This is a genomic window from Virgibacillus sp. CM-4 (assembly GCF_000445495.1).
Lineage (GTDB): Bacteria > Bacillota > Bacilli > Bacillales > Amphibacillaceae > Virgibacillus > Virgibacillus salexigens.
This window is the reverse complement of the sequence record NZ_AUQA01000006.1, coordinates 993245-1008405: the sequence shown is the minus strand read 5'-3', so window position 1 is coordinate 1008405 and position 15161 is coordinate 993245. Positions and strand designations below refer to the sequence as shown.

Sequence of the window (15161 nt, the reverse complement as noted above, 5' to 3'; positions counted from 1 at the left end):
CTTTTCGCCCGAGAAAGTATTTCATGCTTGGGTGATCCTAATACCCAAAATATTAAATTTGTAACACGAAGACATTCTGGCTCGTGCTCTTTTTTGCTGAAAATTAATGAAACTATTTTAATGTGTCATTCGTATTCTATATGGAGGAAGATGAAGGTTTGGTACAATGAAAGAAATTGTTTTTAGGAGGGTGAGGTTTGGAGGGAAACGGAGAGAAGAATAACGTTCATTCACGGAAATGGAAGCGACTTGGCAATGGATTTGCCGTTATTCTGGGTATTATTATTCTATTATTAATGGTTGGATTAATGAGCTTTCAATGGATAACGGATTACATATGGATGGAATCATTACAATTTGAAAGTGTTTTTACAACGATTATCGGAAGTAAAATTATTCTAGGCATCATTGGGTTTATCTTGTTTTCCATCTTAACTTATATTAACTTAAGATGGATAAGAAATACGTATCTTAGCCATTTTCATAATAATCAAGTGCCAACGTGGATAGCTAATAAAAAACAAAGTCGATGGCTAATCATATCTATCTCCATTTTATTAGGTGCAATTGGTAGTTTAATTGTACAAGGAATAGGCTGGGAACCATTTCTCAAGGTAGTAAACCGGTCATCATTTGGAATAAATGATCCTTATTTTAATTTAGATGTATCGTTTTATATGTTTGTTTTGCCATTTATAAAAATGGTTTTATATATCCTACTAGGGCTTAGTATCTTTTACTTCGTTGTGGAAATTAGTTTTTATTCCTTCTTTCATATATATCGAATGAGTCAATCTGCTCAACTACACATGGGTTTAACATTAGGAATTATTGGACTCTTACTAGCGAGTTTTCATGTGTTACAGCCATATCATTCCTTATTAACAAATCAAGTGAATTTGTTCCAAAAAAGTGTAGTACACGGTATGAGTTATACGGATAAGCTGATAAATATTCCTGCCGCTTATGTCTTAGCTGGCGCAGCCGTAGTTGGTACAATATGGATGATTATTGCATTATATCGCCAAAAGTATTACCGAATGATCATTCCAATTGCTGGTTATCTTGTGTTAGTAATCGTAGCACAATTGACTTCTGTCGGTGTTCAGCAATTTATTGTATCACCAAACGAATTCTCAAAAGAATCACCTTATTTGCAGGAAAATTTGGATTATACAAGAGCTGCTTATCAGTTAGAAGAAATTGATGAACGCGAACACCCAGCCAACGAATCCTTAGATGAAGCAATGATTGAACGTAATGCATTGACATTAGATAATGTACGAATGAATGATTCTAGACCATTGCTCGAGATTTATAATCAACTACAGACATTTAGAACATACTATCAATTTAATAATATCGATATTGATCGCTATGAAATTGATGGGGAGTATCAGCAGGTGTTTATCGGTGCGAGAGAACTGAGTACAGTAGATTTGCCTTCCCAGGCCAAAACATGGGTCAATCAAAAACTCCGCTATACGCATGGATATGGTGTGGCCATGAGTCAAGTAAATCAAGTCACAGAGCAAGGACAACCGGAATATATGGTGAAAAATCTTCCTCCAGAAGGAGATTTAGATATTACCAGACCGCAGATTTATTTTGGTGAACAAAATTATGACAATGTAATCGTCAATAGTAAGAAGGATGAATTCGATTATCCTTCTGGAGATGAAAATATTTCGACGAGATTTGACGCAGATAGCGGTATTCAGCTTAATGGAATTAATCGGCTGTTATTCGCTTTAAATGAAGGGTCTTTCCGAATGTTTGTATCTGATCAAATTACAGGAGAGAGTCAGTTTTTAGAAACACGAAATATTATGGATCGAGTGCAACGGATTGCTCCGTTTTTCGAATATGATGAAGATCCGTATATTTTTGTACGGGAAGATGGAAGCCTTGCCTGGATGATGGATGCTTATTTAACTGCGGAAAACTATCCTTATGCAGAAGCACATCAGGGAGACGAAAATTATATTCGAAATTCGGTCAAGGTGGTTATTGATGCGTATACTGGTGACGTTAATTTCTACATTGTAGATAAGGACGATCCATTGCTTCAAACATATGCAAAGATGTTTCCAGAGTTATTTACAGAAGAAGTACCAACAGATATTCGTTCCCATTTTAGGTATCCTGAGAAGTTATTTAAGGTCCAGGCTAAAATGTATGGAACCTATCATATGACTAATTTAGAAGTTTTCTATAATCGAGAAGACTTTTGGCAGTTTCCTACAGAGAAATACTATAATGAAGATATCGAAATGGAACCTTATTATATGACAATGAAGCTACCAGAATACGATGAAGAGGAATTTATGCTAATGATGCCTTACACCCCAAGGAATCGGCAAAATATGATTGCTTGGATGGGCGTTCGAAATGACGGCGAAAATTATGGGGAAATGATTGTATATCGATTCCCGAAACAGAAAAATGTTTATGGGCCACAACAGATTGAAAATCGAATAAACCAAGATAGCACAATCTCTCAACAATTGAATTTATGGTCACAAGGTGGATCCGAAGTCATCCGCGGTAACTTACTTGCGATTCCAATTGAAGACACGATGATGTATGTCGAACCAATATACATTGAATCTTCAAACGCTACATCCTTACCAGAGGTCAAGCAAATTGTAATGGCATACGGTAATCATATTGTAATGGAAGCTACTTTTGATGAAGCATTAGATAAAATGCTTCAACACCTTGATCCGAATCGTGAAGTAGAAGAGGAACCAATAGAAAATCCAGAACAAGATCAAGAAACAGAAGAATCCATTTCAAATTCAGAACAAACGTTGCGAGAAATATCGGATATGTTTGATGCGTATCAGGCTGCATTATCTTCTGGCAATTGGGAAGAAGCAGCAAAGATCATGACAGATATAGAAACACGTTTGCAAGAAATTAAATAAGCATAAAATCATGAAAGAAGCAGGCCATTTCAATAAATGACCTGCTTCTTCTAGTTTTCGAAAAATCTCATTTTCGTTCAACTTATGCTTCCCGTCGTATAGCGACAAGCTAAGTTTTTCTATAAGTTAAAGAAAGGAATACTTACAGCCAAGCAGCACCGACAATGATTAGAAGTATGAATAGAACTACAATTAAAGCAAATCCTCCTACACCATAACCGTATCCGCCGCTTGGTGCTCCATATCCATATCCTCCACAACCACAATTATATCCGTAACCCATATGAAACCCCTCCTAACAAATTGATTTGTAATGGATTAGCAAACGTAAGAAGTACCTACAATTATCAAAAGAATGAATAACACGACGATTAAAGCGAAGCCACCGCCGTATCCGTAACTTTCACCCATGTTGCTAACACCTCCAGTCTGTTTACATTAATAATGTATGAGTCTTTCTAAGTTTTGATCTAGGTGTTCACCCATATCGCCCTCATTTGGGCACATAATTTCCGCACTTACCCTGATGTATCTGTCTTTTACACCCTCATTACCTAAACATATAATATTCTATCTGTACTACATTTAGGGGGTGAAGATATGTCAGGGTCACATTACTATTCCCTTTGCCAGCGACATAGAGGTAAAGCAGTAGAGATTAAAACGCATGATGGGAGAGTTCATCGAGGAATCATTGATAGAGTAAGTTCTAATCGGGTTTATATGCGTCCATTAGGCCGACAAGGCGGTCTAGGTGGATTTGGTATAGGTTGGTATGGTTATGGTTCAGGATTTGGATGGGGTGTTGCTTTCGGAGCAATTGCTACCTTAGCAGTACTGCCATTTTTCTTCTGGTAAATGAGGCTAAAGGCAGACGTTTATAATCGTCTGTCTTTTTGATTTAGTTAACACATGTTTGTTAACCAACAAAGAAAAAAGTCATAAAAAACACATAAGCATTTATTACTATACAGGTTGAAAAAATGTCCGTGTGCAAAATAATAATAGGACTTTTTATTCAATTAATGGAAAATTTTGCATCATTAGTTGACATTTAAAATATGGTTCATTAGGCTTAAGTCAGAAGGAAAACAATTTAAATTGTTTTCCTAATGAGACTATATAATCAAAGGGAGATGAAGTAATATGGCAGGTCAAATTCGCATGACACCAGATCAATTACAGGCAAAGGCAAAAAGGTATGGTCAAAGCTCGCAGCAAATTGACCAAATTCTCAGAGATTTATCTAACTTACAAGAAGAGCTTCGTGGGGAGTGGGAAGGACGTGCGTTTGAACGCTTTGATGATCAATTTCGTGAGTTAAAGCCAAGAGTACAAGACTTTTCTCAATTGATGCAAGAAATTGAAATGCAATTAACGAAAACTGCTGAAGCAGTTGCGCAACAGGACGAAGCTTTATCACAAAATTTTGGACTTAGATAAATTTAAATCATTCGTTTGAAGCACAAGAAGTTTTCGTGTCCATTAGTACTTATGAGCTACACGACGAATTGTTGTGTAGCTCAAAGTATGTTATGCACGGTTTGTAATTACATATGAAGTATTTTGTATGCTGTTGTATGCCATGACGACGTTATTGCCCCATATATACTTACACTAACTTTGTTAACCTCATTGTGTGAAAAATGGATAGTCTAGCTACAAAACAGGAGACGTGAGTACCTATAATTATAAGATGTGGCAGGAGTTGAATGATCTTGAAATCGATAGATAAGCGTTGGATATTATTCTTAACTTTAATCATCCTTTTAGCTTCTGGATTAACATTTCTTGCTTTGAACCAAGAAGCAAGCTCTAAGAAAGAAGAAAATAGAGATCCCAAAATGGCAGTTGCCTTAGTTAATGAAGATGAGGGGGCTGTTTTTAATGGAGAAGATTTAGCATTCGGAGATGCGTTTGTAAAAAGCATGGATAAAAATAACAACCATGATTGGTACATCGTTAGTCGTGGAGTAGCAGAAAGCGGCTTAACGAATAATACATATGACATGATGATCGTCATTCCGAATAATTTTTCTCAAAAAGCTTTGTCTATTGAGTCAGAAAATCCAGAACAAGTTGTTCTAGATTATAAGATAAATGCGACGGACAATGAAAAAATCAAAGCAGAAGCTGAAAAAACAGCAAGCAATATTTTAAATGAATTTAATCAACGGATTATTGATGTATTCTTTGCTAGTATCCTTAATAATTTACAAGGTGCACAAACGAATATTGGTGACATTATTGACAAGCAATCACAATTAACCAATACATATAATAATCAAATCTATGGTCGGCTTAACAATTATACCGACCAATTTGGCATGATAAAAGACAACACAGAAATTTCCAAGGATAGTTTTAGTGGATTTGAAGATAAATTGGAAAACTATGAAAATGAATTAGCCGAAGATGCAGAACGAAATCAAAACTATTTATCTAGTCTTGAAGAAGTTTTCCAAATGCAAGAGACGAATACAACAACTTGGCAGAATTTCTATGAAGCTTTTAATCAATTCGATACTACGCTAAACGCAAGTGAGGTTGAAGGTCAGCTACAGGAGTTACAGGCTGCAAATCTAGCAATTAATAAACAGTTCCAAACCAGAGAAGAACAACCTAAAACCCCTTCTGTGAATACGGTCATGTTCCGTCAATCGAGTAATAATGTAGCGAATATTGCTTCAGGAACAGCAGCGTTGAAGAAGCATTTGGATGAGTCTTTAACGAAAGTAGAACGCGTGCAGAAAGACTTAGAAACGAAATTAAACCCCGATCATCCTGATGGATTTACAGGGAAAGTTTCTGACCGTCTATCAGCTATACTCGACAATGCCTTCGATGATGATGATCAATTAAATATAAATAAATTATTTGAAAATCCAGATAGGAATGCTAAAGAGCACATTAGTAAGCAAATTGCCAATTTGCCAACATTGAATGAAGATCAATTCGGAGATGAAGGATTGCCGAACCAGACTGTTACTGAAATACAAAATGTAATAGCAGTTACCAAAAAATATAATGATGAATTTGAATATACTGCACCTGAGGGATATGAGGATGTTTTATTATCTCATCAAATGAAAGAACTGAAAACTCACTTACATACTAATGGATTGACAATGACTGATTCAGTTGGTATTCCTAAAAATGAAAAATCAGCGCAGGAATTCATATTAAATATACCTACTGATGTATTAGAAAAGTTTTCAGTAACTCAGTTGGTCCTTTCCTTACCTGGAAAAGGGGAAATTGATCGCACAGAAGAATATAAAAAAAATAAAAAGATTATACTTCCAGCAAATAGAGAAGGAAATTTTCAAGTTAATGTTACGCTTCAGTTAAAAGATGTAAATACGGAACTTGATATTTTTAAACCTATTTCTTGGGGATGGAATTTGCATCAAAAAGATATTAAAAATGTAGATAATCCAGAAACAGCAAGTATACAGATGGCCAATACACCATTAATTGCTAGTACAAGTGCTAACGGGCAAATGGATAAACAGAAAAGCGAAACTGAAGATAGTAAGCAGCAAACAAAAGAAGAAGGTTCAAATCAAACATCGAGCCCTGAAAAAGAAAAAACAGAGACTGATAATGAAAAACAACCTAATTCTGAAAATAATGATGGTAAACCTGAAGAAGGTAGTAGCGAATATAACGATAATAATGACAGAGAAACAGGTTCAGAAAATGAAGACCCTAAACCGGATGAGGGGGATGATCAACCTGGAGGTGTCGAAGATGAAGAAGAACCTCCAGTAGAAAAGCTTAAGGTCATTGATAATCATATTACCCATCAAATAATGACACCAATGGATGATATGGATAATGCTACAGAGCATTTAATTAATGCAGTGAATAATACAATTGCTCCTTACCAAAAGTTGTTTTCTACTTATGAAAGTTATTTAGGTTTAGATATGGGACATGAGAATCTGAGAGCTGATCTAGAAGACCAACCATTAAAAGATTTAGCAACCAAAACTTCTTTGTACTATTTATTTAATGAAAAAGAAATAGGAGATCTGCTAAAGGATTATGTTGTTGACCAGATCGTTGGAGATATCTCTAAGGAAATTCAAAAACCATTACAAACATTAAAGTCTCAAATTGATGATCATCAACAGCGGGTGCAACAAGCGTATCAAAATGCTGATCAGCTGGTAAAGAAAGTAGAAGCAACGTCAAAAAAAGCGAAAGTTCTTAACACCAATCTTGCCAGTACCTTAGAAGATGTTAGTAAGTGGCGTGAGAGAAGTCAGACATTAATTGAACAGCAAACAGAAATTCAGGCAAATGAAGATGGGGAAAATACTGCAATTATGTCCTTGGGGAATGAGTTTGAACCCCTTCTAACAGCTAGTCAATCACTTGCTGAGCAGACGCAGGGTAACCTGAATGCAGCTGAGAATGTTTATGACACATTTGATACGATTGACAATCATGCAGAAACGATACAGGAAAGTGGCGTAAATCTAGTTGATCAAGCAGAAGAGCTGTCAGTTAATATGACAAATAAACTGGTGGAGGATCAGGAATTCGCCAATAACTTCACAAATGTCCTTGCTAATAGTCAAATTGGTGAACGGGAGAATGAGAATTTATATGAGTTTTTATCTAATCCGGTGCAGGTCAGTAATAATGGAACGATTACATCACCTACCGGAAACACATTTAACCCTTATTATCTTGTGTTAATTTGCTTTATAGTTGTATTGTTTACCGCTTATGTAATTTCAACCATTAACCAAAAACGGGTGGAGCAAGATCAATTTACAGAAGAGAAATCGTTAATGGCAGCAAACACACCAATCACGATGATCACTGCTGGAATTGGAGTTTTAGAGGGGATAATTATCGGGGTACTTTCTAGTTATTTCTTAGAAATTAGTAATGTAAATATGTTGCTCTGGATAACAGTGGTAACAACGGTAACAGTAGCAATGCTGTTAATTGCAACCTATTTGCTTCGCCAGTTAAAAATGATTGGGATGTTCCTATTACTAGCGATTTTTAGTATTTATCTATTCCTAACCAATACATTAGGAAGTGGTTCAGAAGCGATCCAAATGATTCGGGAATTCTCGCCGTTAAAATTAGTAGAATCGGTATTAAGAAATACTGTACAAGGTGACATGAATTACTCGGTAACATTAGTCATGATTATTGGGCTCATTGTATTAGGGGCAGTAGGAAATTTATTCGTCACTCATCAATTAAGAAATAAAGGGGATATAGATGATGAAAGTTCAGAAGAAGCTAGCTAAACGAATACTTTTATTTTCTATAAGTCTACTGATGCTTCAAACATCAGTAGACGCCAGCCCTGCGAATAATGGACAATTACAATTAGAAATTGATCGTATTATCGAAAGTGAGAAAGAACAAACACAAACAGATAAAACCGAACTTGAAAAGCGATTTCCTACATTATTTTCAGAGCAGACGCAATCTACGATAAATACAGAAGAAAAGCAGAATAAGGCATCTATGGAGAGGTTGCAACAAACACTGTTTCGTACAGAAACAGAGACGAACAAGACGATTCGTAATGTAAGGGAAGGATTATTTGAGGAAGATTATAGCGCTGCATCTGTTCAGTCCCAGATGGATAAAACAGACGATAATGAATCGACCAACGCAATGAATAGCATTATGCTGATCGTGTTTACGGGATTAGCATGCTTGCTTTGTGTTGGTTTATATTTCATGATGAGAAGAATGTTGAGTTAGGAGAGAAAAAATGGCTCAAAACACGCATATAAATGTAACATTTGATTTTAGTAAACGTTTTGAAGAGGGAAAAAGGTATGATCTACGAATTCCTATCCAATTGTCAGTGAAACAATTACTTATCAATGTGATTGCCACATTAGGATTAGCTGACGATGGCGATTCGCGTTTTGCCATTAAAGTCATAACCAAGCATTTATTGATTGCAGATGATGATTATTTAATAGATTATCCAGTGACAGATGGAGATATCTTTGTGGTGTTATAGAAACGATTAATAGTGATATACGAAGGAGTCAATGGACATGAAGGAAAAAACAATCGAAATTGAAAATGTCTCGCTTCGATTTGTGATTACGAAAAATCAGTGGGAATTAACATTACCAAAATCACAAACAAGTGTAACTAGCAGTAGACAATTGGATTTATTACTAAATCCTTCTGAATTGTTCGCGCCAGTTGAATTGAGTGAAGAAAAGGATGTATTTCATTTTTCTTATCAACTGCAAGCTCATTGGAAACAATGGGATTTTATTAAGAAGCTGCCGCGAAATGAAAAGTTACGACTGCTTTGTAATATGGGTAAACTAAGCAAGTTTTTATCTTCGAGAATCACATTCTTCCTGCATCCAAATAATTTGGCATTTGATGATAATCTCATGCCAATTGTTATTTATAGAGGGATTCGCAAATTGGTTCCTCCATTTGAAATGGAAGAAGAGGCATTCTTAAAACAGTATAAATGCTTTATTATCGCACTTTTTTCAAAGAAATATAATTATGAGCAGCTCTATAATGGGGCATTACAAAATGCCAACGACACGGAATTTGAACGACAAATCAATGAAATGCAGAATCTTGAAGCATTGCAAGCTTTTTTGTACGAAAGTTATAGAGAAGAGCAGAAAAAAACAGACAAATTAATGGAAGTTGTTCCTATCAAGCGATTCCGTTTATTTAAGCAACTGACCATAATATTAAGTGTGATTGTTGTATTATTAGCTGTGCCACTGATCTATTATGGGTTTATAAAAGTGCCTTTCCAACAACATGCACTGGATGCGCATGGTGAATACCTTGCCACAGATTATGGAAATGTGATTGCTACATTAGAAGATAAAGATCCAGAGAAGTTATCCAATCAGACGAAGTACATATTAGCACATGCATATATAAACGTTGAGAACTTATCGGACACCGAAAAAGAAACAATCATGAAAAATGTTAGTTTAAAAAGTGATGAAAATTATTTGCTCTATTGGATATATAATGGGCGTGGAGAGTTCAGTCATTCACTTGAAAAAGCGAAATACATAGATGATCCACAGCTGATTATGTACGGATTGATTAAACAGATAGAACAGGCTAAGAACAACCCTGACTTAACTGGAACCGAACGTGACGAAAAAGTAAGTAGCCTGCAGGATGAATTAGATAAATACATCGAAGAATATAATTTAGATCCGAATGAAGCAGGAGAAATGCAAGAAGCTGGAAAACAAGAGGATCGTACAGAAACAAATACAGACACAACGAATTCAACGGATGATGAACCAAATCAAAACAAAAATAACAACTAATTAGATGGTTTAAACTTCTGTTGCAGATCCAGAAAGGGAGAACACAGATGGCTAATAAAATACTGATGGTAACCTGTAATAATCAACTTCATAAATGCCATTTAATTGAAAATACTCCAAAACAAATTACAATTGGCAGTGATATGTCACACAGCGTTTCCTTTCCTAATTTAAAACAGACCTTACAAATTGATTGGGATGGAAGGAGTTGCACATTGGATGGTCAACAACTAAACGAAGATATTCAATTAAACCGAGCATTACCTATCGATGTGTATGTAATGGATGAGGGAAGTGAATATCTATTTGATATTGCTGGTAAGGAGTCAATTACATTTGGTCCTAATTACTATGATGATGTAACCATTGATCAAACAGAGGTAGATTTTATCCTTATTCGGCAAGCACCTAACCAGTTATTGACGTTGGAGGGTCAGAAGGGGAATATTTATCATAACTTTCAGCTTATAGAAGATCCTGTTCAAGTAGAACCAGGAGACCAACTGTTCACAGATGGTGTATGTATAGTAGTTGGTGCAAATTATCTACAAATAAACACATCGCATCATGAGATAGATACAAAATTAGTCAGCTTGGTTGATAAGGAATCTCCTTATCATGGAGAGTATCCTGATTACCATCGTTCTCCTCGAATCATACATCGAGAACCAGAAGAAAAAAGAACCATAGCAAAACCGTCTAATAAACCATCGAAACCGAGTGAACAATTAGCACGAACCATTGTACCACCGCTTGTAATGATTGTAGCTCTCGTATTGATTTCCCTTATACAGCCAAGAGGAATTTATATATTAGTAATGCTAACCGTAACGATGGTAACAGTAGTATTTTCCATTACTTCCTATATTAAAAACGTAAAAAAATATAAAGCAGATATGAAAGAAAGAGAAGAAAGCTATAAAGCCTATTTGCAGCGAAAAACCAAGGAGTTATTTTTGACTAGTGAGGAACAACGTCATGCTTTAAATTATCACTATCCAGATGTTGAGGAAATACGTGATATGGCTGCAACAGTTGAGCCGCGCATATACGAAAAAACCATTTATCAACATGATTTTCTTAACTTTCGTGTTGGTATAGGTACGGTTAAATCAAGCTTTCATATTGAATTTAACGAAGAGGAATTTACACAAGAAAAAGATGAATTAATTGATGAAGCAAGGGAATTATTGAACCAATATAATGAGATTAATCAAGTTCCTGTAGTTACGTCACTTAGGAAAGGACCGGTAGGTTATATTGGTCATCGACCGTTGGTTATTGAACAATTGCAACTGTTAGTTATGCAGCTTTCTTTATTTCATAGTTACGAAGATTTACAATTTATTACGATTTTTCCTGAAGAAGAAAAGCAGGATTGGCATTGGATGCGATGGCTTCCTCATGCAAGTTTAAGAGATGTAAATGTACGAGGCTTTGTTTACCACGAACGTTCTCGAGATCAAGTATTATATTCTCTTTATCAGTTATTAAAAGAACGCAAGCAGGCAGTAGAAGAAAAAAGCAAGCAAAAAGAGAAGATTTATTTCTCCCCCCATTATATTGTCTTGATTACGGATGAAAAAATGATACTCGACCATACGGTCATGGAATTCTTCAATGAAGACCCTAGTGAGCTGGGTGTTTCACTGGTTTTCGTACAGGATGTTCTACATGCACTACCAGAGCATGTCAAGACAGTTATTGATATAAGGGATGCCAAAAATGGTAACATTCTGCTGGAAGAGGGAGAATTAGTTAATAAGAAATTTCGATTAGATCATTTCCCATCTGACTTTAATCAAGAAGAAATTGCTCGCTCACTAGCACCTATTAATCACTTACAGAATTTGAAAAATTCGATACCTGAAAGTGTAACTTTCTTAGAGATGTATGGAGTGGAAAAGGTTAATGAATTATTGATTGCAGATCGCTGGAGGATGAATGAAACGTATAAAAGTCTAGCAGTACCTTTGGGGTTGCGTGGGAAAGAGGATATCGTACAGCTAAATTTACATGAGAAAGCTCACGGCCCTCATGGATTAGTTGCAGGTACCACTGGTTCGGGGAAATCGGAAATAATCCAATCTTATATTTTATCGTTAGCAGTGAATTTCCATCCGCATGAAGTGGCATTTTTATTAATTGATTATAAAGGCGGCGGAATGGCTAATTTATTTCGAAACTTACCGCATTTGTTAGGAACCATTACGAATCTCGATCGTGCGCAATCGATGCGGGCACTGGCTTCGATAAAGGCGGAATTACAAAAAAGGCAGCGACTGTTTGGGGAACACAATGTCAATCATATTAATCAATATCAGAAACTATATAAACAAGGTAACGCAAGTGAACCGATGCCACATTTATTTTTAATCTCTGATGAATTTGCTGAATTAAAGTCAGAACAACCTGATTTTATGAAGGAGTTAGTTTCAACTGCAAGAATTGGTCGTTCACTTGGAATTCATTTAATATTAGCCACGCAAAAGCCAAGCGGCGTGGTAGATGATCAAATTTGGTCCAATTCGAAGTTCAAGCTAGCTTTAAAAGTACAGAACACAAGTGATTCCAATGAAATTCTAAAAACGCCGGATGCGGCTGAAATCACATTGCCCGGTCGCGCATATTTACAAGTTGGTAATAATGAAATTTATGAACTATTCCAAAGTGCGTGGAGTGGTGCAGAATATGTGCCAGATAGGGATAATGATGAATTCGTTGATACAACCATTTATGCTATTAATGATTTAGGGCAGTATGACATACTTACGGAAGACCTAAGCGGCTTAGAAAACAAACAGGAAATTGAAAAGAATCCAACCGAATTGGATGCGGTGATCGACTGCATAGCAGCTTATACAGATGAGCATCAAATTGCGCCGCTCGCACGTCCTTGGTTGCCACCACTGCCAGAAAAGATTTTTGTGGAAGATATAAAGGAGATAACTGTTGATGAAGCATGGCAAGAATCTAACAAACGATTAATCGTAACATTAGGGCTTTTAGATCAACCAGAGCTACAATCACAACGCCCGCTAACCTTAGATTTAACCAAACATGGTCATCTTGCTGTATTTTCTAGTCCTGGATATGGAAAATCCACGTTTTTACAAACGCTTGTTATGGATTTAGTTAGACAACATCGTCCAGATCAACTACATGTCTATCTATTAGATTTTGGTACCAATGGATTATTGCCATTAAAAAATATTCCGCATGTCGCAGATACGTTTCTTATTGATGAGGTAGAGAAAGTAGGCAAATTAATTCGTTTAGTGTCTGCCATTTTGAAGGAGCGAAAACAGAAGCTAAGCAGCTATGGTGTAGCTAATATTGAAATGTATGAACAAGCAAGTGGGGAGCATGAACCAAAGCTATTCATCATTATTGATAACTATGATTCAGTTCGCGATTCTGACTTTTCCGATGAATTTGAGAAGTTAATCACGCAAATTGCAAGGGAAGGAGCAAGCGTAGGTGTACATTTAGCCATAAGTGCTGGAAGACAGAGTGCCATGAGAATGCCATTATTATCGAATATCAAAACACAAATAGCGCTCTACTTAATCGAACACACCGAAGCTCGAGCGATTATTGGCAAAACGGATATAGAAATTGAAGAAATCGCGGGTCGTGGTTTAATCAAATTAGAAGAGCCAGCTTTATTTCAAACGATGCTGCCAGCGAAAGGTAAGGAATCACTAGAAATTATTGATTCCATTCAAAACACAGCTAAAACAATGGATGAAAAATGGAATGGGAAGCGGCCGAAAAAAATACCGATGGTTCCAGACAAATTATTGTTCCGTGATTTTGTGAAAGATGAACAGACCAAAGCATTCCTTGAAGAAGGCAGAATTCCATTTGGTGTTGATTTTGAACGCGTGGAGCCTGTCGAAATTAATCTAGCCAAAGATCAAAATACATTGGTAATAGCAGATGTGATGGGGTCTGTTGAAGAAATGTTCTTAACTTTGATAATGAGCATTTCTCGAAACACATATTTTGATGTCGCACTGATAGATAATGCTTCTGTAAGGTTTGGCATGTATAAAGAAAATACTGATATGTATGCGCACGACGCTACTTCTATGGAAGATGTTACGGAACGATTACAAAAACTGTTTGAGGCTAGGGAAGATGCCTTCCGTGAAGTTCAAGATAATCATGAAGGCTATGCAACAGTCAATGATTTCCTTAAAGACGTCCGCCCAATGGTGGTGTTAATCACCGATGTGTCTGTTGTAATAGACTCCTTGTCTATTACAACCCAAACGACCTTTGCCAAACTAATAGAGAATGGTTCGAGGATGGGGATACACTTTATTATTGGTGCTGTACACAGTTCCATTGATCGCTTATATGACGATATTACCCAGATGGTTAAGAAACAAAAGCATGGGGTGTTGATGGCTAGAATCATGGATCAAAACATTTTAGAAGTAGCTAATCGACCTTATCGTGAAAAAGCATTACAGGCATATGAGGCTTATTATATTCAGCAAGGAAAGGCAGAAAAAATCAAAATCGCAGTACCTCATTAAAGGAAGGGAGTGAAAGATGATGTTTGGCTGGTTCAAGTCAGAAACAGAGAAGAAGCGGGATGATTACTATGAGTTATATCAACGACTACAAGATGCAAAGGCGGAACATGACAAATTAGTAAATGAAGCAGAAGCGTCTTATTCAAGTTATATCAGCACTGTTCCTAATCTATCGAACTTTGAGATCCCATCTAACGATTTTGATTGGAAACGAGAAGAATTAAACAGCGAGCTACTTCGCTATTTTGATTACGAAAAGAATAAAAGAAGCGCTATTACCCAAGCAGCATCCAGAGCCTATCAACGATACGAATACTACAAGAATCTTGCTATCAAAGAAGAACAGGAGTAGAAAATAG

The 15161-nt window shown here is 36.2% G+C and carries 11 protein-coding genes; 9 read left to right on the top strand and 2 right to left on the bottom strand.

Annotation, left to right across the window (positions count from 1 at the left end; genetic code table 11):
* Positions 1-197 precede the first annotated feature (197 nt).
* On the top strand, positions 198-2930 hold the full coding sequence (locus tag M948_RS38335) for a UPF0182 family membrane protein (RefSeq protein ID WP_021291857.1): 2733 nt from the start codon (positions 198-200) through the stop codon (positions 2928-2930).
* A gap of 142 nt (positions 2931-3072) precedes the next feature.
* On the opposite strand, the gene M948_RS38330 is transcribed toward M948_RS38335, so the two are convergent.
* Together M948_RS38330 and M948_RS42955 are read right to left on the bottom strand one after the other, a co-directional pair.
* Positions 3073-3213, bottom strand: coding sequence for a YjcZ family sporulation protein (locus M948_RS38330; protein ID WP_021291856.1), 141 nt, complete (start codon positions 3211-3213; stop codon positions 3073-3075).
* Positions 3214-3248: 35 nt separating this feature from the next.
* Positions 3249-3341, bottom strand: coding sequence for a YjcZ family sporulation protein (locus M948_RS42955; protein ID WP_074436684.1), 93 nt, complete (start codon positions 3339-3341; stop codon positions 3249-3251).
* A 189-nt stretch (positions 3342-3530) separates the two neighbouring features.
* Here M948_RS42955 and M948_RS38325 point away from each other — a divergent pair, with 189 nt between their 5' ends.
* The 8 genes from M948_RS38325 (at position 3531) to M948_RS38290 (ending at position 15154) form a co-directional block, all read left to right on the top strand.
* Positions 3531-3788 (top strand): hypothetical protein, encoded by a 258-nt coding sequence (locus M948_RS38325; protein ID WP_021291855.1) that lies wholly within the window; start codon positions 3531-3533, stop codon positions 3786-3788.
* 288 nt (positions 3789-4076) lie between these two features.
* Positions 4077-4373: a WXG100 family type VII secretion target gene (locus M948_RS38320; protein WP_021291854.1), complete on the top strand. Its 297-nt coding sequence runs from the start codon at positions 4077-4079 to the stop codon at positions 4371-4373.
* A gap of 275 nt (positions 4374-4648) precedes the next feature.
* The gene (gene esaA / locus M948_RS38315; RefSeq protein ID WP_021291853.1) at positions 4649-8209 is read left to right on the top strand and encodes a type VII secretion protein EsaA; all 3561 of its coding nucleotides are present in this window, start codon (positions 4649-4651) and stop codon (positions 8207-8209) included.
* Positions 8181-8675 carry a type VII secretion protein EssA gene (gene essA, locus M948_RS38310; protein WP_081674787.1) on the top strand — a complete coding sequence of 165 codons (495 nt, stop codon included), beginning with the start codon at positions 8181-8183 and terminating at the stop codon, positions 8673-8675. The genes esaA and essA overlap by 29 nt, the downstream gene beginning before the upstream one ends.
* Positions 8676-8685: 10 nt before the next feature.
* Positions 8686-8943 (top strand): EsaB/YukD family protein, encoded by a 258-nt coding sequence (locus tag M948_RS38305; protein WP_021291851.1) that lies wholly within the window; start codon positions 8686-8688, stop codon positions 8941-8943.
* Positions 8944-8980: 37 nt separating this feature from the next.
* Complete coding sequence (gene essB / locus M948_RS38300) at positions 8981-10255, top strand: type VII secretion protein EssB (RefSeq protein ID WP_021291850.1); 1275 nt, start codon at positions 8981-8983, stop codon at positions 10253-10255.
* Between the two features lie 47 nt (positions 10256-10302).
* Complete coding sequence (essC, locus tag M948_RS38295; protein WP_021291849.1) at positions 10303-14802, top strand: type VII secretion protein EssC; 4500 nt, start codon at positions 10303-10305, stop codon at positions 14800-14802.
* Positions 14803-14818: 16 nt separating this feature from the next.
* A complete protein-coding gene (locus M948_RS38290) occupies positions 14819-15154 on the top strand; it encodes a hypothetical protein (RefSeq protein ID WP_155974818.1) in 336 nt (111 codons plus the stop codon).
* Positions 15155-15161 lie beyond the last annotated feature (7 nt).

What these genes read in the sequence shown, in the direction of transcription:
- M948_RS38320 (WP_021291854.1), top strand. Translation starts at nt 4,077, where the DNA reads ATGGCAGGTCAAATTCGCATGACACCAGATCAATTACAGGCAAAGGCA.
- M948_RS38330 (WP_021291856.1), bottom strand. Translation starts at nt 3,213, where the DNA reads ATGGGTTACGGATATAATTGTGGTTGTGGAGGATATGGATATGGAGCA.
- M948_RS38325 (WP_021291855.1), top strand. Translation starts at nt 3,531, where the DNA reads ATGTCAGGGTCACATTACTATTCCCTTTGCCAGCGACATAGAGGTAAA.
- essB (WP_021291850.1), top strand. Translation starts at nt 8,981, where the DNA reads ATGAAGGAAAAAACAATCGAAATTGAAAATGTCTCGCTTCGATTTGTG.
- M948_RS42955 (WP_074436684.1), bottom strand. Translation starts at nt 3,341, where the DNA reads ATGGGTGAAAGTTACGGATACGGCGGTGGCTTCGCTTTAATCGTCGTG.
- essA (WP_081674787.1), top strand. Translation starts at nt 8,181, where the DNA reads ATGATGAAAGTTCAGAAGAAGCTAGCTAAACGAATACTTTTATTTTCT.
- M948_RS38305 (WP_021291851.1), top strand. Translation starts at nt 8,686, where the DNA reads ATGGCTCAAAACACGCATATAAATGTAACATTTGATTTTAGTAAACGT.
- essC (WP_021291849.1), top strand. Translation starts at nt 10,303, where the DNA reads ATGGCTAATAAAATACTGATGGTAACCTGTAATAATCAACTTCATAAA.
- M948_RS38290 (WP_155974818.1), top strand. Translation starts at nt 14,819, where the DNA reads ATGATGTTTGGCTGGTTCAAGTCAGAAACAGAGAAGAAGCGGGATGAT.